Source organism: Bacteroides sp. AM37-9, from assembly GCF_003603455.1.
Lineage (GTDB): Bacteria > Bacteroidota > Bacteroidia > Bacteroidales > Bacteroidaceae > Bacteroides > Bacteroides xylanisolvens.
In genome coordinates this window covers 1-23,154 of the sequence record NZ_QTNF01000020.1, presented here as the reverse complement: position 1 = coordinate 23,154, position 23,154 = coordinate 1, and the positions used below count along the sequence as shown (strand labels likewise).

At 39.9% G+C, this 23,154-nt stretch carries 24 protein-coding genes, 1 tRNA gene and 2 pseudogenes; 17 read left to right on the top strand and 10 right to left on the bottom strand.

What is annotated here, in order from left to right; translation table 11 throughout:
- The first annotated feature begins 152 nt into the window (after positions 1 to 152).
- Positions 153 to 3,281, top strand: coding sequence for a TonB-dependent receptor (locus DW862_RS14725; protein ID WP_008025619.1), 3,129 nt, complete (start codon positions 153 to 155; stop codon positions 3,279 to 3,281).
- 14 nt (positions 3,282 to 3,295) lie between these two features.
- A complete protein-coding gene (locus DW862_RS14720) occupies positions 3,296 to 4,777 on the top strand; it encodes a RagB/SusD family nutrient uptake outer membrane protein (RefSeq protein WP_008025618.1) in 1,482 nt (493 codons plus the stop codon).
- A gap of 132 nt (positions 4,778 to 4,909) precedes the next feature.
- Here the strand turns inward: DW862_RS14720 and DW862_RS14715 are convergent, their stop codons facing one another.
- Entirely contained in the window at positions 4,910 to 6,115 is a 1,206-nt protein-coding gene (locus DW862_RS14715; RefSeq protein WP_008025617.1) for an MFS transporter, read from the bottom strand.
- Positions 6,116 to 6,276: 161 nt separating this feature from the next.
- On the opposite strand from DW862_RS14715, the gene DW862_RS14710 reads away from it, so the two are divergent.
- The 5 genes from DW862_RS14710 (at position 6,277) to uxuA (ending at position 10,446) form a co-directional block, all read left to right on the top strand.
- A complete protein-coding gene (locus DW862_RS14710) occupies positions 6,277 to 6,522 on the top strand; it encodes a GlsB/YeaQ/YmgE family stress response membrane protein (RefSeq protein WP_004313353.1) in 246 nt (81 codons plus the stop codon).
- Between the two features lie 44 nt (positions 6,523 to 6,566).
- The gene (locus DW862_RS14705) at positions 6,567 to 6,854 is read left to right on the top strand and encodes a YtxH domain-containing protein (protein WP_004313352.1); all 288 of its coding nucleotides are present in this window, start codon (positions 6,567 to 6,569) and stop codon (positions 6,852 to 6,854) included.
- Between the two features lie 388 nt (positions 6,855 to 7,242).
- Positions 7,243 to 8,316, top strand: a complete 1,074-nt coding sequence (locus DW862_RS14700; RefSeq protein WP_120069000.1) for a substrate-binding domain-containing protein — start codon at positions 7,243 to 7,245, stop codon at positions 8,314 to 8,316.
- Between the two features lie 21 nt (positions 8,317 to 8,337).
- Entirely contained in the window at positions 8,338 to 9,150 is an 813-nt protein-coding gene (locus DW862_RS14695) for an SDR family oxidoreductase (RefSeq protein ID WP_004304110.1), read from the top strand.
- A 126-nt stretch (positions 9,151 to 9,276) separates the two neighbouring features.
- Complete coding sequence (gene uxuA / locus DW862_RS14690) at positions 9,277 to 10,446, top strand: mannonate dehydratase (protein ID WP_049702477.1); 1,170 nt, start codon at positions 9,277 to 9,279, stop codon at positions 10,444 to 10,446.
- Between the two features lie 74 nt (positions 10,447 to 10,520).
- Here uxuA and DW862_RS14685 read toward each other — a convergent pair whose 3' ends face one another.
- Positions 10,521 to 11,117 carry a 3'-5' exonuclease gene (locus DW862_RS14685; RefSeq protein WP_004313349.1) on the bottom strand — a complete coding sequence of 199 codons (597 nt, stop codon included), beginning with the start codon at positions 11,115 to 11,117 and terminating at the stop codon, positions 10,521 to 10,523.
- Positions 11,118 to 11,250: 133 nt separating this feature from the next.
- Here DW862_RS14685 and DW862_RS14680 point away from each other — a divergent pair.
- From DW862_RS14680 to DW862_RS14670, 3 genes and pseudogenes are all read left to right on the top strand, one after another.
- A pseudogene (locus DW862_RS14680) lies at positions 11,251 to 11,418 on the top strand (ammonia-forming cytochrome c nitrite reductase subunit c552); the annotation flags it as partial.
- Between the two features lie 37 nt (positions 11,419 to 11,455).
- On the top strand, positions 11,456 to 12,280 hold the full coding sequence (locus tag DW862_RS14675) for a helix-turn-helix transcriptional regulator (protein ID WP_008019640.1): 825 nt from the start codon (positions 11,456 to 11,458) through the stop codon (positions 12,278 to 12,280).
- 81 nt (positions 12,281 to 12,361) lie between these two features.
- Complete coding sequence (locus DW862_RS14670) at positions 12,362 to 12,778, top strand: pyridoxamine 5'-phosphate oxidase family protein (protein ID WP_008025611.1); 417 nt, start codon at positions 12,362 to 12,364, stop codon at positions 12,776 to 12,778.
- A gap of 132 nt (positions 12,779 to 12,910) precedes the next feature.
- Here DW862_RS14670 and DW862_RS14665 read toward each other — a convergent pair whose 3' ends face one another.
- Positions 12,911 to 13,186, bottom strand: coding sequence for a putative quinol monooxygenase (locus DW862_RS14665; RefSeq protein WP_004313343.1), 276 nt, complete (start codon positions 13,184 to 13,186; stop codon positions 12,911 to 12,913).
- A 331-nt stretch (positions 13,187 to 13,517) separates the two neighbouring features.
- Between DW862_RS14665 and DW862_RS14660 the strand changes: the two genes are divergently transcribed.
- From DW862_RS14660 to rsgA, 4 genes are all read left to right on the top strand, one after another.
- Positions 13,518 to 14,357 (top strand): RteC domain-containing protein, encoded by an 840-nt coding sequence (locus tag DW862_RS14660; RefSeq protein ID WP_004313342.1) that lies wholly within the window; start codon positions 13,518 to 13,520, stop codon positions 14,355 to 14,357.
- Positions 14,358 to 14,465: 108 nt separating this feature from the next.
- Positions 14,466 to 15,068 (top strand): DUF1062 domain-containing protein, encoded by a 603-nt coding sequence (locus DW862_RS14655; protein WP_120068996.1) that lies wholly within the window; start codon positions 14,466 to 14,468, stop codon positions 15,066 to 15,068.
- An 84-nt stretch (positions 15,069 to 15,152) separates the two neighbouring features.
- On the top strand, positions 15,153 to 15,854 hold the full coding sequence (locus tag DW862_RS14650; RefSeq protein WP_008025605.1) for an SIMPL domain-containing protein: 702 nt from the start codon (positions 15,153 to 15,155) through the stop codon (positions 15,852 to 15,854).
- A 217-nt stretch (positions 15,855 to 16,071) separates the two neighbouring features.
- The gene (gene rsgA, locus DW862_RS14645) at positions 16,072 to 17,160 is read left to right on the top strand and encodes a ribosome small subunit-dependent GTPase A (RefSeq protein WP_015532927.1); all 1,089 of its coding nucleotides are present in this window, start codon (positions 16,072 to 16,074) and stop codon (positions 17,158 to 17,160) included.
- A 101-nt stretch (positions 17,161 to 17,261) separates the two neighbouring features.
- Here rsgA and DW862_RS14640 read toward each other — a convergent pair whose 3' ends face one another.
- The 4 genes from DW862_RS14640 to DW862_RS14625 form a co-directional block, all read right to left on the bottom strand.
- A complete protein-coding gene (locus DW862_RS14640) occupies positions 17,262 to 17,834 on the bottom strand; it encodes a GrpB family protein (RefSeq protein ID WP_009039877.1) in 573 nt (190 codons plus the stop codon).
- Positions 17,835 to 18,013: 179 nt separating this feature from the next.
- On the bottom strand, positions 18,014 to 18,481 hold the full coding sequence (locus tag DW862_RS14635; protein ID WP_008025599.1) for a macro domain-containing protein: 468 nt from the start codon (positions 18,479 to 18,481) through the stop codon (positions 18,014 to 18,016).
- 106 nt (positions 18,482 to 18,587) lie between these two features.
- Positions 18,588 to 19,178, bottom strand: a complete 591-nt coding sequence (locus DW862_RS14630; protein WP_008025597.1) for a hypothetical protein — start codon at positions 19,176 to 19,178, stop codon at positions 18,588 to 18,590.
- A 109-nt stretch (positions 19,179 to 19,287) separates the two neighbouring features.
- On the bottom strand, positions 19,288 to 20,007 hold the full coding sequence (locus tag DW862_RS14625; RefSeq protein WP_120068992.1) for a WGR domain-containing protein: 720 nt from the start codon (positions 20,005 to 20,007) through the stop codon (positions 19,288 to 19,290).
- A gap of 307 nt (positions 20,008 to 20,314) precedes the next feature.
- Between DW862_RS14625 and DW862_RS25965 the strand changes: the two genes are divergently transcribed.
- From DW862_RS25965 to DW862_RS14610, 3 genes are all read left to right on the top strand, one after another.
- Positions 20,315 to 20,371 (top strand) — tRNA-OTHER (locus tag DW862_RS25965).
- A 572-nt stretch (positions 20,372 to 20,943) separates the two neighbouring features.
- Positions 20,944 to 21,330, top strand: a complete 387-nt coding sequence (locus DW862_RS14615) for a hypothetical protein (protein ID WP_008643529.1) — start codon at positions 20,944 to 20,946, stop codon at positions 21,328 to 21,330.
- A gap of 6 nt (positions 21,331 to 21,336) precedes the next feature.
- Complete coding sequence (locus tag DW862_RS14610; protein WP_049702482.1) at positions 21,337 to 21,882, top strand: hypothetical protein; 546 nt, start codon at positions 21,337 to 21,339, stop codon at positions 21,880 to 21,882.
- Here the strand turns inward: DW862_RS14610 and DW862_RS14605 are convergent.
- The 3 genes and pseudogenes from DW862_RS14605 to DW862_RS14595 all read right to left on the bottom strand — a co-directional run.
- Positions 21,865 to 22,353 (bottom strand): hypothetical protein, encoded by a 489-nt coding sequence (locus DW862_RS14605; protein WP_049703321.1) that lies wholly within the window; start codon positions 22,351 to 22,353, stop codon positions 21,865 to 21,867. The two genes, DW862_RS14610 and DW862_RS14605, sit on opposite strands and share 18 nt — an antisense overlap.
- Before the next feature lie 38 nt (positions 22,354 to 22,391).
- Positions 22,392 to 22,925 carry a signal peptidase I gene (lepB, locus tag DW862_RS14600; protein ID WP_049703322.1) on the bottom strand — a complete coding sequence of 178 codons (534 nt, stop codon included), beginning with the start codon at positions 22,923 to 22,925 and terminating at the stop codon, positions 22,392 to 22,394.
- Positions 22,926 to 22,935: 10 nt separating this feature from the next.
- Positions 22,936 to 23,154 (bottom strand): annotated as a pseudogene (locus tag DW862_RS14595) (hypothetical protein); the annotation flags it as partial.

The following is a 23,154-nucleotide window of genomic DNA, read 5'->3' as shown; positions in this document are numbered from 1 at the left end:
TCTTTGTTGTTTTAGCTATTTTTCGTTTCACGAATGTACTACCTTTCGTTGATTTATGCTAGCAATCTTCTAAAAAATGTTTCGTTTCCTAAACAAAAAAGTTCAATATACTGTTAGTTACAACAAGCAAATAAATCTTAAGCCACAAAATTATGAGAATCTATTTACGTTTATTAGTCGTGTCTCTTCTGCTTTTTGCAGGAAATATAGTATATGCAGAAGCACAGCAGGAGAAACGCGTGACGGGTACGGTGACTTCTGAAGGGGAGCCCTTGCCTGGTGTCTCCGTACAATTGAAAGGAGCATCCTCCGGCACCATCACCGATATTGATGGAAATTATTCAATTGAAGTTCCTGCTACCGGCACTTTAGTGTTCCGCTTTGTAGGAATGAGATCGGTAGAACAACCGGTGAATAACCGAAGTGTGATTAATGTCACGTTGGAATCGGAAAGTAAAGAACTGGAAGAAGTAATGGTAGTAGCTTATGCTACCGCTAAGAAGTATAGTTTTACCGGAGCAGCTTCGACGATGAAAGCGGGTGAGATTGAAAAGCTACAGACCTCGAGCGTATCGCGTGTATTAGAAGGGACGGTGTCCGGAGTACAGGCTAGTGCGGCAAGCGGGCAGCCGGGTACGGATGCGGAAATCCGTATTCGTGGTATCGGATCTATCAATGCATCCAGCGCTCCGCTTTATGTGGTGGACGGAGTTCCGTTCGACGGTAGTGTGAACTCTATCAATCCTGATGATATATCTTCGATGACAGTATTGAAAGATGCGGCTTCTGCTGCTTTATACGGTTCACGTGGCGCAAATGGGGTGATTATTATCACAACCAAGCAAGGAGATCAAAATACCAAAGCGACCGTAAAGGTAAAAGCCTCTTTAGGAGGTTCCAATCGTGCCGTGCGTGATTATGATCGTGTCAGTACCGATCAATACTTTGAATTGTATTGGGAAGCACTTCGCAATCAGTACGCCAAGAGCGCGGATTATACTCCGGCAACTGCTGCGGCACAAGCATCCAAAGACCTGGTTACGAAATTGATGGGAGGTGGACCGAATCCATACGGTCCCCAATATACGCAACCGGTCGGTGCAGATGGAAAATTGGTGGCAGGTGCCCGTCCATTATGGAATTCAGATTGGAGTGACGCCATGGAACAACAGGCACTTCGCACAGAGTTGAATCTAAGTGTTTCCGGAGGCGGAAAAGCAAATCAGTATTTCTTTTCAGCCGGCTACCTGAATGATAAAGGTATTGCGCTTGAATCCGGTTATCAGCGTTTTAATCTTCGTTCCAATATCACCAGCGAAATGACTTCCTGGTTGAAGGGAGGAGTCAATTTGAGTTTTGCACATTCTATGCAGAACTATCCGGTTTCTTCTGACTCCAAAACCAGTAATGTGATTACCGCAGGACGTACCATGCCGGGATTTTATCCGATTTATGAAATGAATACCGACGGTAGCTACAAATTGGATGAGAATGGAGACCGCATTTATGACTTTGGCTCTTATCGTCCTTCCGGTTCGATGGCAAACTGGAATCTGCCGGCTACTTTGCCTTTGGATAAATCAGAACGAATGAAAGATGAAGTTTCCGGTCGTACTTTCCTGGAAGCTACGATTGTTGAGGGATTGAAATTCAAGACAAGTTTCAATTTTGACTTGATTAATTATAATACGTTGGATTATACGAACCCTAAATTGGGTCCGGCTAAAGAAAACGGCGGCGGCGTCAGCCGAATGAATACCCGTACTTTCTCTTGGACATGGAATAATATTGCTACGTATGACAAGACAATCGGTGAACATCATTTTAATGTCCTTGCCGGTGTGGAAGCCTATTCTTACCGTTATGATGAACTGACAGCATCACGTTCCAAAATGGCGCAGCCTGATATGCCGGAACTGGTAGTCGGTTCACAGTTGACCGGAGGTTCGGGGTATCGCATCGACTATGCGTTGGTGGGTTATCTGACTCAAGCATTATACGATTATCAAAATAAATATTTCTTCTCGGCATCCTATCGTCGCGACGGTTCTTCACGTTTTGCGCCGGAGACCCGCTGGGGAAATTTCTGGTCGTTGGGTACTTCCTGGCGTATCGACCGGGAAGAGTTTATGGCAAGTACTTCCGACTGGTTGTCTGCCTTGACTCTGAAAATGAGCTATGGTGCGCAGGGAAATGATAACCTGGGTACTTATTATGCAAGTAAAGGACTTTATACCATTGTTTCCAATTTGGGAGAAAATGCGTTAGTGTCCGACCGTATGGCAACTCCGAATCTGAAATGGGAAACAAACCTCAACTTTAATGTAGGTATCGACTTCTCCCTGTTTAATAACCGTTTTTCCGGTTCATTTGATTTCTTTACACGTCGTTCGAAAGACCTGCTTTATTCACGTCCGATAGCTCCTTCCTTGGGATATGGTTCTATTGACGAAAATGTAGGAGCCTTGAAGAATACAGGTATAGAAATGGTACTTAACGGAACGATTATCAATCAGAATGGTTGGGTATGGAAACTGGGTATGAACTTGACGCATTATAAGAATAAGGTGACAGACCTCCCATTGAAAGATATGCCGCGAAGTGGTGTGAACAAGTTGCAGGTAGGTCGTTCGGTGTATGATTTCTATATGATAGAGTGGGCAGGAGTAGATCCGGAAAATGGAGATCCGCTGTGGTATAAGGATGAGAAAGATGCAAATGAGAATCCGACCGGAAGACGTATTACAACAAATGATTATGGTTCGGCTGACTATTATTATGTCAACAAATCGTCTCTTCCGAAGGTGTATGGCGGATTTAATACGTCTCTTTCCTGGAAAGGATTCGATCTTTCGGCTATCTTTGCTTATAGTATCGGTGGATATATCTACAATCGTGATGTCACAATGATTCTGCACAATGGAAGTTTGGAAGGTCGCGACTGGTCGACGGAGATTCTAAGAAGATGGACTCCCGACAATCGCTATACCGATGTTCCTGCTTTGAGCACTACTTCTAATAACTGGAACTCGGCTTCCACTCGCTTCTTGCAGAATAATTCGTATATGCGATTGAAAAACCTGACGCTTTCCTATAACTTACCCAAACAATGGATTAGTAAGTTGTCATTGAGCAGTGTGCAGGTATATGTACAAGGAGATAATCTGTTTACCATTCACCGGAATCAGGGACTAGACCCTGAACAGGGAATTACCGGTATCACTTATTACCGTTATCCGGCTATGCGAACCATCTCCGGAGGTATCAATGTTTCTTTCTAAATTCAGACTAAATTATGAGAAAAATAAAAATTCAATCCATTCTTGCGGCAGTTGCCGGACTTTTCCTGGCAACGAGTTGTAGCAGCAGTTTTTTGGATACGGACCCCACAGATGCGGTAAGTTCGGATAAGGTATCTGTACCCGAAAATGCGGAGGCACTTGTGAATGGTGCCTGGTATAATCTGTTTGATTATTCAAGTACCTATGCCAATATCGGTTATCGGGCACTTCAGTGTCTGGATGATATGATGGCAAGTGATATTGTTTCCCGTCCGAAATATGGTTTTAACTCTTCGTATCAGTTTAATGATATAGCGCAATCCTCAAATGGTAGAACAGAGTTTGCCTGGTATCTGATATATAAAACGATAGATAATTGTAACACTGCCATTTCTATCAAGGGGGATTCGGAAGAACTCCGTCAGGCACAGGGACAAGCATTGGCATTACGCGCCTTTTGTTATTTGCACTTGGTACAGCATTATCAATTCACCTACTTGAAAGATAAAGATGCTCCGTGTGTTCCTATATATACCGAACCTAGCAATAGTTCCACTGTACCGAAAGGAAAATCAACAGTGGCACAGGTTTATCAGCTTATTTTCGACGACCTCACTCTGGCGAAGGACTATTTGAAAAACTATGTCCGCAGCGGTGATAATCAAAAGTTCAAACCAAATGTAGCAGTAGTCAACGGTCTTTTGGCTCGCGCTTACTTGCTGACAGGACAGTGGGAAGAAGCTGCGAAAGCTGCTGAAGCAGCACGTGCAGGATATACGTTGATGACAACTACAGCCGAGTACGAAGGTTTTAATAATATTTCCAATAAAGAATGGATATGGGGATTTCCTCAAATTCCTTCCCAATCGGATGCCAGCTATAATTTCTATTATTTGGATGCAACATACGTAGGAGCATATAGCAGCTTTATGGCTGATCCCCATCTGAAAGATACATTTACCGAAGGTGATATTCGTTTACCTTTGTTTCAGTGGATGCGTGAAGGATATTTGGGATATAAGAAATTTCACATGCGTGCAGATGATACGGCTGATTTGGTCTTGATGCGTGCTGCTGAAATGTATTTGATAGAAGCGGAGGCGAAAGTTCGTGACGGCGTAGCGTTGGCACAGGCTGTAGCTCCATTGAATACATTGCGTAATACCCGTGGAGTAGGGGATTATGAGGTGACAGGAAAATCACAGGAAGATGTAATCAATGAGATTCTGATGGAACGTCGCCGTGAACTTTGGGGAGAAGGATTTGGTATTACCGATATACTTCGTACACAAAAGGCAGTAGAACGTGCTGCTTTATCGGATGAGATGCAAAAGACAGAAGTCGATTGCTGGCAGGAGGGTGGTAGCTTTGAAAAACGAAATCCTCTGGGACATTGGTTCCTCAACTTCCCGAACGGTAAACCGTTTACAGTAAATAGCACCTATTATTTATATGCTATTCCACAGAAAGAAATTAACGCTAACCCTAACATATAAATAGCTCTCTTAATTTTTTGACTTTGACCTTAACTTGTAGACCGGTATACGTCGTGACGATGCATACCGGTCGTTTTCTTTGGAAAAGAGGGAGCGCAAAATGTGACACACCCCATTTTATTTAATCTAATCTTATTCTATTTTTTTCTTCTTCAAATTCGGTAAAAAGAATGTGACCAATCCTAGTAGCGGCATATAAGCACAGATATTATATACATATTCAATGCTCGTTTTATCCGCTAAATTACCGAGTACGGCAGATGCTACACCAGCCACCCCGAATGCAAATCCAAAGAATAACCCTGATATTAATCCGAGCTTGGTAGGAAGCAATTCCTGTGCATAAAGCAATATGGCGGGAAAAGCGGAAGAAAGCATCAATCCCACACAGAAGCTAAGGATAATAGTCCACATCAAATTAGCATGTGGCATTAGTAAACTGAATGGGGCAGCTCCTAAAATAGAAGCCCAGATTACATACTTCCGACCAATTCGGTCACCGACAGGTCCACCAATTAATGTTCCGATAGCAGTAGCAACAAGGAAGATAAATAAATATAGTTGCGATTCTTGTACGCTTACATTAAATTTATGGATCAAATAGAAGGTATAATAACTGGTAAGACTTGCCATATAAATGTACTTGGAGAAAATCAAGATCAGCAATATCGCGATTGAAAGGGCTGTCTTATCCATAGGCAAAGGAAGATGAACAGGTTTTCTGACACTGACGGTCTGTGCTTTCATCCGGTTTAGATATGATTTATACCATTTGCAAATTGGGTACATCACTCCGATAGCAGCTAAAGCCACAAATGCAAATACGATGAGATGTTGTCTGCCATAAGGAGCCACCAACAGAGCAACCAGTAAAGGACCTAATGAACCTCCGAAGTTACCACCTACTTGGAAGAGTGATTGTGCCAGTCCACGTTTCCCGCCAGAGGCAAGGAATGTGATACGGGAGGCTTCCGGATGCAGTACGGAAGAGCCAATTCCGATTAAGAATACGGAGGCTAATATCCAGTATAGATTATCAGAGAATGCTAAGTTTATCAAACCAATCAGTGTAAAGCTCATTCCGATAGGCAACGACCATGCAACGGGATATTTATCAAAAATGATTCCGGTAATCGGTTGAAAGACCGAAGCCGAAAGCTGATAAACCAGTGTGATAAGGCCGATTTGCGCAAAACTTAATCCTAAATCATCTTTGAATAGCGGATAAGCTGCTGAAACAACGGACTGTAAAAGATCATTGAGACAGTGTGAAAGACTTAATGCGATTAAGATGGAAAATGTAATTTTTCCTACGGGTTGTTCCTGATTTTGTACCATGATACCTATTGCTTTAGAAGTGTTCCTGAAAAATTGGCTGCAAAGGTACGCAAACTTTCCCGTTTCTCTAAGACTAAGGATTCTAAATTGTCGTTAATTCAGTTTTGACTAACCGAACTATTCTCCGTACCTGCTGTTGTTAAATAAAAAAGGAGGATTATATGGGCTTTATATGGTATATCATTATTGGTATTGTGGCTGGATTCCTCGCAGGTAAAGTAATGCGCGGCGGAGGTTTTGGTCTTATTATAAATTTATTACTTGGTATTCTTGGAGGTGTACTGGGCGGTTGGGTATTTGCCCTTTTCGGACTGTCAGCTTCAGGATTGATCGGAAGTTTGATAACTTCCACTGTAGGGGCTATCCTTGTATTATGGATTGCTTCCTTATTCTCGAAATCTAAATAGATATTTATATAATTTATTTTTAATCCTAAAAACAGAACTTAATTATGGAATGTAGACATGGAAATTTCTGGATTGGACTCGGAATTGGGTCAATCCTCGGCGCAGTAGCTTATCGTCTTTCACGTACAGCAAAAGCAAAACAGTTGGAAAGCGAAATTTATAATGCTATCCATCGCATAGGTCGCGATGCTGAAATAGCAGCTGCTCATGCTGAAAGAAAAGCAATGGATCTTGGACTTAAAGCAGTAGAAACCGGTGCGGAAATTGCTGATAAAGTAGCGGCAGAAGCCGACAAAGTGGCCGGAAAAGCAAAAGATAAGTGGGAAAAGTAAGAATCCCAAAATGGGTAATCGATTTAAATAGAATCGGTTACCTGTTTTATTTTTTGTATATTTAATCTTTTATCTCTAGCTTTATTTAGTCATTGTATCAATGTGTGTGCGAACACATTTAGGCTAATCTTCTTTATTATTCTCGTTTCCTTCAAGAATCAGGAGTTACTTTCTCTCTAACTTTTCATCTGAAAAGAGTCTTTTTCTCCATACTATCTTTACTTTTTCTTATGTTTAACAACATGTATGTTTTTTGTGTATTAGAGTTAATTCTTTGATTATTAGTTATATGTGTTTGTTTTAGTGTAATGTGTGTGCGCACACACTATTGCTTAATTCAATAATTCATTTTACTTTTGCCGATGAAAAACAAGATACTTATCAATATATGGATAAAGAGTTTTCAAATATTCGGATTGTAGACATTGCCAAGATGGCAGGTGTCTCTGTTGGCACGGTAGACCGTGTAATCCATAATCGTGGAAGAGTATCTGAAGAAAACAGGAAAAAAGTACAGGCTATCCTGGAAATGGTACATTACCAACCAAATCTGATGGCACGTTCATTGGCAGCCTCCAAAAAACAATATCATATCCTTGCAATAACTCCTTCTTTTGTGCAGGGGGAGTATTGGGAAGCTATTTCGGAAGGTATAGATAAAGCTGCGGCGGAAATGGAATCATATAATATCACCATTACCAAACTCTTTTTCGATCAATATAATAACAAGACTTTTGATGATATCATCCGAAATCTGCTGAATGAGAAAGTGGATGGGGTATTGATTGCGACTTTGTTTACAGATTCTGTTATCCGGCTTTCGCAGGAGCTTGACAGGAATGAAATACCATACGTGTATGTTGACTCCAACATTGGAGGGCAACATCAACTGGCTTATTTTGGAACGGAATCTTATGATGCCGGAGTGATTGCTGCCAGATTATTGATGGACAAGCTTCCTTCTTCTTCCGATATATTAATGGCACGGATTATTCATAGTGGGAAGAATGATTCTAACCAGGGAAAGAACAGGCGCGAAGGTTTCTGTCATTATCTCACTGAAACAGCGTTTAACGGAAATCTGCATGAAGTAGAGCTGAAAATAAATGATTCAGTGTATAACTTCATGAAACTGGATGAAATCTTTGAAGCTAATCCGAATATTAAAGGCGCTATTATCTTTAATTCAACTTGCTATATTTTAGGAAATTACCTGAAAGCAAGAGGAATGCAGGCTGTCAAACTGGTTGGTTATGATCTTATCGGCAGAAATACGCAATTACTTTCCGAAGGTGTGATAACCGCATTGATTGCGCAGCGCCCCGAGCGTCAGGGGTACGATGGTGTTAAATCATTGTGTAATCATTTGCTGTTCAAGCAGAATAGTGAGAAAGTGAATTTGATGCCTATCGATATTCTCCTTAAAGAGAATCTGAAATATTATCTGAACAATAAATTATAAACATATAAATTTATAAGAACCATGAATGAATTATTTAACGTAAAAGGCAAAGTAGTTGTTATCACCGGCGGAGCTGGTATTTTAGGTAAAGGTATTGCTGCGTATCTCGCAAAGGAAGGCGCAAAAGTGGTTGTACTCGACAGAAGTGAAGAAGCTGGAAAAGCATTGGTAGACAGTATCAAAGCAGAAGGAAATGAAGCAATGTTCCTTTACACTGATGTGATGGATAAGGAAGTGCTGGAAGGCAACAAAGTGGAAATTATGAAAGCTTATGGCCGTATTGATGTTTTGTTGAACGCTGCTGGAGGTAACATGGCAGGTGCAACTATCGCTCCGGATAAAACTTTTTTCGATTTACAGATTGACGCATTTAAGAAAGTGGTGGATTTGAACCTTTTCGGTACAGTATTGCCTACAATGGTATTTGCTGAAATTATGGTAGAACAGAAGAAAGGTTCTATTGTAAACTTCTGCTCTGAATCAGCTCTTCGTCCATTGACTCGTGTCGTTGGTTATGGTGCAGCTAAAGCCGCTATTGCTAACTTTACTAAATACATGGCTGGCGAACTGGCATTGAAATTCGGTAACGGTCTGCGTGTAAATGCGATCGCTCCGGGATTCTTCCTGACCGATCAGAACCGTGCGTTATTGACTAATCCGGATGGCTCTCTGACTGATCGTTCAAAAACAATTCTCGCTCATACTCCATTCAACCGTTTCGGTGAACCGGAAGATCTTTATGGAACCATCCATTATTTGATTAGCGATGCTTCCAACTTCGTAACAGGTACAGTAGCTGTAATCGATGGTGGATTTGATGCATTCTCAATTTAATAAATGGAGAATTGAGAATTAAAAATTGAGAATTGGCTGCGTAGCATCCGTATGCCGACTCTCAACTTTTAATTTTCAACTTTGATTTCTTAATTCTCAATTTTCAATTCTTAATTTAATAACAATATGTATTTATGTGAACAAACTTGGCGCTGGTATGGTCCTAACGACCCCGTTAGCTTGTGGGATATTAAGCAGGCAGGCGCTACCGGTATAGTAAATGCTCTTCATCACATTCCGAATGGTGAAGTGTGGACAGTAGAAGAGATCATGAAACGTAAACAAATGATTGAAGAAGTAGGTCTGACATGGTCTGTGGTAGAAAGTGTACCTGTACACGAACATATCAAGACACAGACTGGTGACTTCATGAAATACATTGAAAACTATAAGGAAAGTATCCGTAATCTGGCGAAGTGTGGCGTAATGGTAGTTACTTATAACTTTATGCCCGTACTGGACTGGACACGTACTGACCTTGCCTATACAATGCCTGATGGCTCTAAAGCTCTTCGTTTCGAAAAGGCGGCTTTTGTAGCCTTTGATCTTTTCATCCTGAAACGTCCGAACGCAGAAAAAGATTATACTCCTGAAGAAATAGCTAAAGCAAAAGCTCGTTTCGAACAAATGAGTGAAGATGATAAGAAACTGTTGGTTCGCAATATGATTGCCGGACTTCCAGGTTCGGAAGAAAGTTTCACAGTAGAGCAATTCCAGCAGGCATTAGACCGTTATAACGATATTGACGCTGAAAAGCTCCGTTCCAACTTGATTTTCTTCTTAAAAGAAATTGCGCCTGTTGCCGATGAAGTAGGCGTGAAGCTGGTGATTCACCCGGATGATCCTCCTTACACTATTTTAGGTTTGCCACGTATTTTGAGTACGGAAGAAGATTTCAAAAAACTGATTGAAGCCGTGCCTAACGAATCCAATGGCCTTTGCTTATGTACAGGTTCTTTCGGAGTGCGTGCCGACAATGACCTTGCAGGCATGATGGAACGTTTCGGTGATCGTGTAAACTTTGTTCACCTGCGCAGCACACAACGTGACGAAGAAGGAAACTTCTATGAAGCGAATCATCTGGAAGGGAATGTAGATATGTACAATGTGATGAAGAGCCTGATTCTTCTGCAACAACGTCGTAAATGCTCTATCGCTATGCGTCCCGACCACGGACATCAAATGATTGATGACTTGAAAAAGAAAACGAATCCGGGATATTCCTGCTTAGGCCGTCTTCGCGGATTGGCAGAACTTCGCGGCTTGGAAATGGGTATCGCTAAGTCTATCCTTTAGTTGAAGTTTTAATTAGCACTTTATTATAAAAACACTATGACTATTATTGATCGTGATAATAGTTGTAGTGTTTTTTATTTATTCTTTTTCACTTGTTGAGGGATAAGTGAGGCGAATAAGTCTCCAACATGCGTATCTTTATCGGCTTTTTTTGCTTTCTTCGGTTTGGGAGGATCGGGGATAATAAGCAAAGCTATTTGTGCACAAGCTTCTGCGTCAGCAAGTGCGTGGTGGTGATTCTCTAAATTATATCCGCACCGTTCTGCTACCGTATGCAATTGATGATTGGGCAGATCTTTTCCGAAAACTTTTCTGGAAGTACGGCAGGTACAATAAAATTTGTAATTAGGATAAGTCATGTCATACAATTCGTGAACTGCCCGAAGACAACCTTCATCAAAAGGACTATTGTGTGCAACAAGTGGCAATCCATCTATCAATGGTTTGATTTCAGCCCATACATCAGGAAAATCTTCGGCTTCCATCGTATCGTCGTAAGTTAATCCGTGGATAGCCGTTGTCCATTGCGTATAATAATTAGGAGCAGGACGAATGAGACGATAGATTTTATTCACGATCTTACCGTCTTTTACAATGACAACACCTACACTACAAACACTTGTACGTTTACCATTGGCTGTTTCAAAGTCGATGGCTGCAAAGTTCCTCATTTATTTCCTTGTTTTAGAGAAACAAAGATAATACAAAAAAGGGTCATGCAAAATATAGAAATAGGATTGATAACCGGGAAATTTATTGATTTTAATAAAAATGGATGTTTTCAGTGAAATACCTTTCTTGTTTGGGGTTACAGATAATGTACCGCTTCCGGATATCACAACGAAAGAAAAAGCACAGCAATATATTGGTTTGGATATGGCTGTTGAAAAGGCGGACAAAGATAAATTTCTCAAAGAAATTGTCCCTGAATGGCTTCAAAAGGCAAAGGCAAACGGGCGTATTGTGAATTAGAATTTATTTTCACTATATTTGTCCGCAAAACAAATCAATGTACACAGAATATCAGCCCTCCCATTTGCTTGCTCCCTATGTTGATAATTACTGGGAATTGAAAGGTACTCCGGAATATGGTATGCGTATCCATATCCTGCCGGATGGGTGTACTGATTTTATTTTTACGCTGGGAGAAGTAGCTGAAGCAGTGGAGAAGGAGAGCCTGATTATGCAGCCGTATCGTTCTTACTTTGTAGGGCCGATGACAAAATTCTCCGAATTGGTCACTTACGCCGAATCCATTCATATGTTTGGTATCCGCTTTCTGCCTTGCGGGTTGTCCTGCTTCACAAAGTTGCCTTTGCATGAATTTGTGAACAGCAGAATCAGTACAAGGGAGATGAGGGCTGTTTTTGATGATACTTTTGTTGAAAGACTATGCGAACAGGAGCATATAGAAGGAAGGATACAACTGGTGGAAGGATACCTGCTGGCGTATTTGGCCCGTCATTATCAATCTGCCGATTCCCATGTCGCTATGGCGGTAAATATGATTAACCAGTCCGGTGGCAAACGTTCTGTCCGCAGCCTGATGGACGAAGTTTGTTTGTGCCAGCGCCATTTCGAACGGAAGTTCAAGCATTACACCGGATACACTCCTAAAGAGTACAGTCGCATTATCAAATTCAAGAATGCTGTAGAATTGTTAAGGAATACCGCACCTTCCAATCTGTTGACTACGGCGATTAATGCGGGATATTACGATTTAGCGCATTTCTCGAAAGAAGTGAAATCATTGTCGGGCAGTACTCCTACGTCATTTCTTTCACTTACTGTGCCGGAAGATACGACACTGACCTATATCGAACCTGGAAAGTAGGCTGGTAAAAGTCGATTTTTTACAATAGAAAAGAACTTCATGCCGTTATCTTTGCAATTGTAATATAAATCCAATAAGATTATGTCAACAAAAACAATGAAAGAGAAAGCAACCGAGTTGTTGCAGAGGTGTGAAGTGGTAGTGCTTGCTTCTGTAAATAAAGAGGGATATCCCCGTCCTGTGCCGATGAGTAAGATTGCAACAGACGGAATTTCTACTATTTGGATGTCTACCGGAGCGGACTCATTAAAGACTATCGACTTTCGTAAGAACCCGAAAGCCGGATTATGCTTTCAGGATAAGGGAGACAGCGTAGCCTTGACGGGAACGGTGGAAGTGGTAACCGACGAGAAGATGAAACAAGAACTTTGGCAGGACTGGTTTATCGAACATTTTCCTGGAGGTCCTACCGATCCGGGCTATGTGCTGCTGAAATTTGAATCGAATCACGCAACTTATTGGATTGAAGGGACATTTATTCATAAGAAGCTGGACTAATCACTTTATACAGTCCTATTCCCGTGCGATCTGGAAATAATAAGAGAGAAACATTCTTTCCTTTCGAAGAAGAATGTCTCTCTCTTTTTGATGATAGTTGGATAGATAGTATATCTATTTTTCGTGTTTCATTTAGAATTCGAACTTCTCCAGTTTCATTTCAGCTAATTCCTGAATGATACCTACGTACTTGCTGAAATGAGAAGATTTCTCGTGAGCTGCCAATACTTCAGCATTCTGCCATGTTTCACAAATCATGAAAACGTCGTGACGGGTACTGCTTTCGAAAGTATCATAAGCAATGCATCCTTCTTCCTTCAAAGAACAAGCAGTCAGTTCTTTAGCTGCCTCAATCGCTTTTTCGCGGTTTGTCTCGCTTACGCGGACGAAAACATTTAATCTAATCATAGTCTTTATTATTAAATGATTAAAAATAGCTTTATCACATCTTTGTGAATAAATCGCAGGCAAAGATACTATTTTTGTGCTTTTTCGGATACCTTGTTCTTTAAATTTCACCAAAACGTCATATAATCATAAAAAACGATTATATTTGCCTTTGAAATCAAAAAGTAACTATTTTGGGCGCAACTCTTAAATTTGTTCTGGCTTAATATTAGCCTCACGAACCACAGGCTAATTTCTTTCGTTTGAGTAATTCCACTCGAACCGGTTTTTCATTTTGTTATTTTTATTATTTACTGCATGGTTTCTCGAAACGTATGCGATATGAAAACGAATGGAAAATTTCGTAAGAAATAGTAAGCAGAATATAGAAAAAGAGATTGAAAGAATTGAGCGACAGCCGATTGCCCCACTAGATAAGATTAAGCAGATTATTGATGTCATACAGATGTCTCTTATTCTGTTGAAATCCGCCGTTGCCGAATACCAATTCCCGAATCCGAAAGAAGAAATTCTTTTCTTTAAGACCTGGAAACCACAGATTTCCGGGCTGTTGATGTTTTATGTCCGCTTGTATCAGATTGAAAAGAAGCGTATCGGCGAATCTCCGTCTTCCCAATGCAAATATCTGAAGTCGGAACTGGAGAACTTGAAAAAATACTTCCTGAATAATTCTTTCTATGATTATTACCGTACCGGCAGGACGGAACTCGACGAACAATATTTTGTCAGAGGAAACTATGATATTCTGGCAGACACCCGTTTCGGGTTGCTGGACAGGGATTCTTCTTTCACTACCCTGCATGATTCAAGTGTGGCTGAAATCATAGCCAACAATCGTTTAGCGGAATACCTGTCTGCTCAAATAGAGATATTATCAGAGGAACTTCATTTGAAATTCACTTCAATGGTAGAAAACCGGCTATTGCAGTGGACGGACAGCAAGGTCGCTTTGGTTGAGTTTATCTATGCCCTGTATGCGGGCAAATGCTTTAACAATGGAAATACCAGTTTAAAAGACATAGCCTTCTGCTGCGAGACTCTTTTCAATATTGAGATTGGAGACTTTTATCGCATATTCCTGGAAATCAGAAACCGGAAGAAGAGTCGGACGCAGTTTCTTGATAAGTTGAAAGATAAAATTATAAAGATGATGGATGAGCTGGACAAATAAATTTCATGTCGTCTTGTGACATCTTGTGAATTATACAAATGGCTAATATCCAACTTTGCGGTGAAAAAGATTTGATTCACAAAGAAAGATAATAGCTTTTGTATAATTATGGAAACAACATTTACATGGGAGATAAAGGTGAAGAATACTCCTTTATTGATTAAGAAATGCAGCCACTGTGAGAGTGACCGCTTTTATTGCAGTGATAAGTTCAGGATGAATGCACAGAAAAAGAACATTGATGTCTGGCTGATTTACAGGTGCGTGAAGTGCGATAACACTTGTAATATAACTTTGCTGTCACGCACCAAACCGGACTTGATTGATAAAAAACTGTTTCATAGCTTTTCTATGAATGATAGAGAAGTGGCCTGGCAGTATGCTTTTTCAGCCGGAATGGCAAGTAAGAACAAGCTTCAAATAGACTACGATAGCGTTGAATATGAGGTGATAAGTAATATCTCCTTCGAAGATATTATGAATATGAACAACGCGATAATAAGTATTCGGATCGAATGTGATTTTGAATTGAACCTGAAATTATTATCATTGATAAAAAGGTGTTTTTCTCTTTCCACTACCCGGTTGAAGCATTTGTTTGAAGAAGGAAATATTTCTTTGCTTTCTGGTAAGACGTCTCCAAAGTGTAAGGTAAAGAATGGAGATATAATTTTGATAGATCGAAAAAGCTTGATTGATATTTGGGGATAAGATCGATTTTACAGTTTTTTTTAATAGCTTTGTGATATAATCATTCGGATGCTGTAAATGAGGTTGTACTATAAAATCAAAGATATGAAAAAGGTATTTTTATTAGCTTTTGTTTTGTTTGCATGGAGTATGGTTGTCAATGCTCAAGAAAGTGATGGGAAATATATTGAAGTGACAGGTTCTTCGGAGATTGAAGTCGTTCCGGATGAAATACATTTTCTGATTCAGATTAAGGAGTATTGGCAGGAAGAGTACACAGGTAAATCTAATAAAGAAGAAGATTTTCGGACGAAAGTGCCATTGGCTATGATTGAAAAGGATTTGCGTCGGAGTTTGCGCAAAATCGGAATAGCGGATGATGCTATCCGTACACAGGAAATAGGGGATTATTGGCGCCAGAGAGGAAAGGAATTTCTGATAGGTAAGCAATTGGATATCCAGTTGACCGATTTTGAGCAGATTAATTCCATTATCCGTTCTGTTAACACATGGGGAATTGAGTCCATGCGCATCGGAGAATTGAAGCATAAGGATTTGCCAATGTATCGGAAGCAAGGTAAGATTGAAGCATTGAAAGCTGCCCGTGAAAAAGCATCTTACTTGGTGGAAGCGATGGGACAGGAATTGGGTGAAGTGATCCGTATTGTAGAACCTGTTGATAATAATATAAGCCGTTATCTTCCTTTTCAGGCACAGAGCAATGTCAGCATGGGGACGGCTGCTACCGAACAGTACCGTGTCATCAAGTTGAGATATGAAATGACTGCCCGTTTTGCCATCAAATAAAAAATGCCTATCTTTGTGGCATGACTAAAAATAATAAATCGGATTTGGTTTGATAAACAATCTGTGTTTCTGACACAGGTTGTCCTTTCGTTTGCTCTCGGATGATTCCATTCGAGGGTGTTTTCTATGTTTTTATAAATTCAATTTTTAACTTGTGTACAATGGTGTGAAAAGCATTGTTATGCTTTTCAACGTGTGCGCTCTATATATTAAGATCATGAATAACGAAAATCAAACAATTCACAAATCCGACGATAACCTAACTATTTATGGTTGGAATGAGAAACTCAATCAGCTAAAACAAGAATCAATATATAGTACCCTTGCTCATGGGCGTGTCTCTATTGTACATCGTACTTGCTACGAGGTAATTTCCGGAAACGGATTGTTTCAGTGTGAACTCACGGGAAATATGATGTATGGAAAATCGGATGATGAATTACCTTGTACAGGTGATTGGGTCATTTTTCAACCGTTCGATGAACATAAAGGGATTATAGTTGATAGGTTGCCTCGTGAGCGGACATTGTATCGCAAGAAAAGTGGCACGGTTGCTGATAAGCAGGCCATTGCTTCTTATGTCGATAAGGCATTTATTGTGCAGAGCCTTGATGATAATTTCAATGTTCGCAGGGTAGAACGCTTTATGGTTCAGATAATGGAGGAAAATATCAGCTCTGTATTGGTTCTTAATAAAGCCGATTTAGATTTTGACAGACAGAGTGTTGAGGAACAAATAAAACATATCTCCAGTCAGATACCCGTATTTTTCACGAGTATTCATCAGCTCGAAACAATTGTCCGGTTACGGAAGTCCATATCGGAAGGCGAAACGGTTGTGTTTGTCGGTTCTTCGGGTGTCGGGAAAAGCTCTTTGGTGAATGCTCTTTGTGAAAAGCCGGTATTGCTCACATCTGATATAAGCCTGTCCACAGGAAAAGGCCGTCATACTTCGACCCGTCGTGAAATGGTATTGATGGACAGTTCGGGTGTTTTAATCGACACTCCGGGCGTCCGTGAATTTGGCTTGGCCATTGACAATCCCGATTCTCTTGCCGAAGTGTTGGAAATCTCTGACTATGCTGAATTGTGTCGCTTTAAAGATTGCAAACATATCAACGAACCGGGCTGTGCTGTTTTAGAAGCAGTCAACAGTGGTGTATTAGATTATAAAGTTTATGCGAGCTATCTGAAACTTCGCCGGGAAGCGTGGCACTTTTCTGCTTCCGAACATGAGAAACGCAAAAAAGAAAAATCATTTACCAAACTCGTGGAAGAAGTGAAGAACCGCAAGGCAAATCGTTGATCTCTATTGAGACGATGCAGGTATCTCCGGATGCCTGCATCGTGTTATACTAACTTAAGCTTATATCTATTGGGGATTTACATTTATGAAGAGTTTTTTTATTACTTATTGTCGTATCTGCCTGTAAAAAGCAGTTTCCCTTTCTGTGTATATTGTTTTACGAAATCACCTTTGTGGGAAGTGTACATATTTCTGTCATGTTCATATTGTTTCCATAAATCAAGTTTAAGCCGTTCATATTCTTTCGCAATAGCTGTATTTGCTTGAAGATAATCTCTGAAATACAATTCATCATTATCTCCCTCATAACATAAGTGTAGATGAAATACCCGTTCAGCAAATCCTTGTAATGTATAACCTTTATTGAAATCAATGCGACTGTCGTTCTCTGCCATGCAGATATAGCCGCATCTTTCAATTGTACCTTTCAAATTGACGACTTTTTCTTCTCTTGGGATTTCCACAAGTATATCTATGGTAGGCTTTGCCCAAATTTCTTTAATTGCTGTGCTACCTATATGGCTAATACGTTCAATACAGGGAAGTCTCTCTTTCAGCAACTCCGCTTCTTCCTTATACCAATCTGTCCAATAGTCTTGGTGTGCAGTCAGGGTTATGGGGAATAATTGCCAAAGCTCGTCTAATGATAATTCAGTTAATTTCTTTTGTTCCATATCATGTGGCAATTGTTATTAATAATAGGTGACATAGCTATATAGATAAATTACAGCCAAAAATCAATTAATTCTTTTATTTCCTATTTCATTATCAACATTCTTTTTTGTATTAATGTTTTATGCTGATAATGGTTTGCAGCTTGCCGCCGTTAGGCAGGACAGGTGTATGTTGTAAGCTAAATTTCGTATTCAATCTTGTAATCTTCATATACATTGAATACCGTTTCACAATCTGATAAAATACTTTCAAGCAAAGGTTTGACCTCACTATTCCAATCTAACTTACCCAGCCCTGCACCTATTTTCGGTAGCGACACGGTTTTGATACCTCTGCTTTCGCACACTTTTTTCAAGCGTTTCAAACCTTTATTCAGATATGTGAGTTCCGCATGATACATATCGGGTTGTGTAGCGATGTAGATTATACCCGGAGAGAAACCTTTGATTTCTCCTATAAACACATTGCCAGCCTGGAACTTAGTGTTTCGTGTGTACTTCTTAAAGAGTTTTTGGATTTCAGGGAATTGACTTGACAGCTTAAAGGCAAGCCCAGTTCCTAATCCTTCTTGTGAGCCAACAGCTACACCTTGTGCTATGTACTCATCTTTACTCTGTAATATATCTCCCGAAATGTATTTTATCATATTGTTTCCGTTTTTCTATTGCTTATAATGGTTAGAAAGGAGCATCGTCAGATGCTATCTTTCGTTGTTAGCAACCTATTTGAAATAATTAATCAATTTATCGTTATTAGGAATATTCCCAGTATGCCACAAATGGATTTGTGACTTTATTACCTTCAATTTTTCCATAAACATATATACAGCCAGCCATGAAAACAGAAATATCTTTTATGCAAATTTCGTTGATTTGAAAAATGAAGCTATTTCCATCTTTAACCACTTTACCATCATTATCTAATCCCCATTGAATAGGCATTACATTACCCCCAAATTTGATTGCACAATTTTTTTCAGGCATATCTTTTTCTGTACTCATTTCGTATATTGAATAAATTTCATCTATTTCGGGGTGTTTATATCTATCACTTTTGCTTTGACTACTTAATTCATGTTCAACCAACAACAATTTACAATCGGGATATGTGTTATATTCCAATGCAACATCAAATTCCGGAGTGAAAATAGATATTTGCTTGTTGGGATTTAAAGGGTTTTGAAATGTTAGATAAAAATAGAGATTATCTTTGTCCGATAAATACTTATCATCAAAACAAGCTGGAGCATTTCCACCAACCCAACCAAAGCAGTCTTTTTGGTATTCACCAATGCCGTAGTATATTGCATTTTCTCTTGTTTTAAGTATTCTTTCTATATCCATAATAACGATAATGATTTGATTGTTGCTAATGCGTTAATAACCACACCTCATAGTGTAGTTCCTAATCTCTATTATTCTCATATATTTACTACCTATTAGTTTCATATTATCAGTCCTTATCAATAGGAAATGAAAGTAAGTCATCAATCATTCTGCTTTGAATCTCGGTCACCCCATTTCCCCAAAGTAAAGCTAATCTTTTGATAGCTTTAACTCCCTGTTCTTGTAATTTGGGTGAGAGACGCCCAGTGATTTTTATTTGTCCAAAGGCAGTAGCGTAAGTCACCATGTCGCTTTGTGTCATATCCATTTCTTTCTTTGAAGCTAGTTTTTTAACCACTTCGGGGTCAAGACTTTCAACAGGAATATATTCCATGCCCCAGTCGTGTTCTATCAGATACTTGGGAAAATCAAGAAAGTTGAGTTTGGGATTTTTTCTGATCGTTTCTTCAAGAGAATCTAACGTATCACTTCCCTCATCGCTACCAAAAGGTGCTTCTTCGTCTACGCAATCATAATAGAGTTCTTCCGTGAAGTGTTCGGTAAATCGGGGATGAGAAGTTTTGGGGTGCAAACCATATTCTTCGGAATCAATATAAAATCTGTGCATGAAGTCGAAGTTGGCGTCTTCTACATATCCTTTTTTCTTTTTCGAGTGAATAAGTTTCTCTGCTTGTTTCAGGCATTCTTCTTCTGTATCGAAGTCTTTGATTTCAAATTTACCGATACTGTCGAACTTATCATAATTTACAGCAAAATCACAGCCACTATAATCAATCCACCAAAATTTATGAGATTTCTCATCTTTATAAATAAATGCTCTTTTCATAATATTGTGTGTTTATTGTTGGGAGAGAGTAATGTCTCTACTATACACAAAAGTAGGAAAACTGTTGAGTTATCACCTATATGTCTTCGTATTTCTTCTGTATTTTTACAAAATAAGTCTTGTTTATTCATTTTTTACTGTTTTTTCGAGAAAACAGCAAAAAAGTTTGAGTTACGCAAAAAGGTTGCGCACCACTACGCCTATCTTTGTCGAAGAAATAAGAAAACAGGTCAAGTACGGGTTACTTCAACACACTCTTTAAGGTAGAACATTACCAGTACGATTATCTGTTTTCCTGTTTCGTAAAGAGGCAGTAGCTCAGTGGGTAGAGACGGTCGTCGGTTCGACTCCGGCCTGCTCCCCAAAAAACAAATATAGAGGTAGGACAGTAGCTTCGGGATTATCTGAAATGAGGTCAACCGGGGCTTACTTCTTAACGGTGGATATTGCTGGTTCGAATCCGGCCTGTTCTACCTCTTTTTATCAACTTAAGGTCAAGGAAGACTTACTTCAACACTGCAGGAATGCTCCATTGATTCACAGTCTTCCGATTACCTTACTTAAAACACAATGTATGAAAAAAGATTAGTTGAAAGTACCTATCAGTCTAATTGTTGATCTCTATTGAAACGATACAGGTATCTCCGGATGCTTGCTTTGTAGATTGAAGTGCTGTTTGTTATTGTTATCAATATCGTATATCCGCGTGTTTATTATCTTTTCTTGATTTAAATTTGCCTTTTTCCTGTCATATCCGTAACTTTGTAAACTAAAGAATCCTATATGAATCAGGAGTTATTAGTAACAAAGCCGATACAATTCTATTCTTCGTAGATGCGCTTTCGGTGGTAAGAATTAGGATAGCCGGGAAACGAATTGTCAGGCTATTGAGAAAGAATGTACGATTAAGAATACAAACTAAAAATAGTGGCATAAATGATAACTTCCTGTATAGCAATAATATTCGGTTTTCGCTTTTTCGGCAGAGGATTGCATGAAATCTCCGGGGAAGAAATGGTAATTATTGCATTTTTCATGTTGTTTCTGTTTGTTCCGTGCCTGTGGCTTGTCAGGTATTTAAAAGATGACGAAATAGATTCAAACAGACAGGATAAGCTGGTGGAGATACATATTGCCCTGACCATCGTTCTGACTGTTGCGGGTGGTGTCTTTTCCCGGATGTCCGTACTTGTCAATAAGTGGATAGACGAACAACCGTTCATTGTTGCAGCTTACATAGCGTTGGCACTTAGTGTTTTTGGTGTCGTTATCGGCAAAGCTATTGATTTATGGGTATATTATTTGAAGAAAAGAATATTCTAAAACAGTATGATAGAGTACATGAATATTCCGGTTTTGGTTTGTGTCTCCCTGTTAGGGGTGGGGGCTTTTGTTATGATAGTAGGCTCGCTATTGAAAAAGCAGTGGGCTACGGATGGGAAAAAGACTTCGTTATCCATTTACCTTTTATATCTTTTCGCAATGTCAGGTTCCGGCTGGACATGGTACAATAGCATACATAAAGCCCGTGCGTTGGCAGAAGGCAATCGATACACTTTAGCCACTTATGAAAAAGTGTCGGGTGTCATTAAAGGGGGACATAAGGTACGCCAGTTCGGTTTTTATGTGGATGGGGTGAAATATAATACTACAACGACATATCCCAAATTTTTGGGTGTCAGCAATCCTTTGCGCATCATAGTGAGGTATGCCGTCAGCAACCCTGAATACAATAAGGCTTTGGGGGACGAGTTTGTCCCCACATGGGTACTGTCCCCACCGGAAAGAGGTTGGAAACAATACCCGCCTGCTATTCATTGGGAAGGTGCTGTGCTGGATTCTGTTTATATGCAATCATTACAGGGTAATAATTAAACCGATGACGGTAAGTGCCGTATATACGCAGTTGATATAAAATGCAGCCATCAACAGCCAGGGGATATATTCCGACTTTTTGAATAAAGATGCAGGTTGGATGATTAGCAAAGTAAGAAAAAGAACAATGCTAAAACCGACCTGACTCATCAGCAACCATTGCGGATATTCCGTAATGACAGCCGCAGACCATGCTTGGAGCAAGGGAGTTATATTTTGCAGAAATACGTGAGCCGCAAAATATCCTAGAGAAGAAATGGCTTCTTTCCTCTGCCGTAGGAGCACATTGATAGTATAAACGCCTATTCCGGCTTGTCCCAGCAGTATGGATAACTGAAAAAAGTCGAAAATCCAATAGATGGGATTGCTGGTAGTGCCATCGTTGGCAAAATAATCATAGAAACAGAGTGAGGACACGCAACTTGCTGCGACCAATCCTGCACAGATAAATGAAATGATTCTTATATTCATTGTATTCAGCATAATAAATCGGAACTAAAGCCCTGTACTTACTTTCTTTTTACACCTTTCCCGATAATTGAATCCGCAGCTACGCATCCTTGCGAACGGCTGTCAATCGAGCCGCCCCTGTAATCCCCCGCAACGAAGTAGCTGCCCGCCGGGACGACAACCGCAGTCGTGGTAGCCGTTGCCGAATCTATGGGTACAACGCTTTTACAGATGTTCACCTTCATGCCATTGGGCAGACTTTCGCAATACTCTTCACATTCATCTTCTTCATAGAAAAGTTTCCGTATGAATACCCATTCACACTTTTTGCCGTTCACGATACATTGCTGATCCTGAAAGCGGACAGTATCGCCCGGTAGTCCGACAATTCGTTTAAATGCCCTTTCCTGAAAGCCGGGAATGTATGAATGATATGCGATTACGTCCCCATAAGTCAGAGAATCCACCGGAATAAGATTTACTATTTCACCCACTTGATAGTTCGGGTACATTCCGGCACTGGTCAATTCAACTTTTGGGTTACATGCCGCCAATATCAATAGCATGACAAGCAAATACAATAACTTTTTCATAAGATTGATTTCATTCATCCAGAAAATCATCATTACTTAGATAATACTCAATAGCCTTTATACAATCTTTGTATAATGTTTTGGGATTCAATTTATATTGAAAGCTCAATATATCCTTAAATGTTTCAACATCGACCAACGAACTCATGCCCAAATCGTATGCTTGTTTGGGGACTTGTAACCATACTATTTTCCGCCACGCCAATTTTATCGGCTGTCTTTCAGCCGA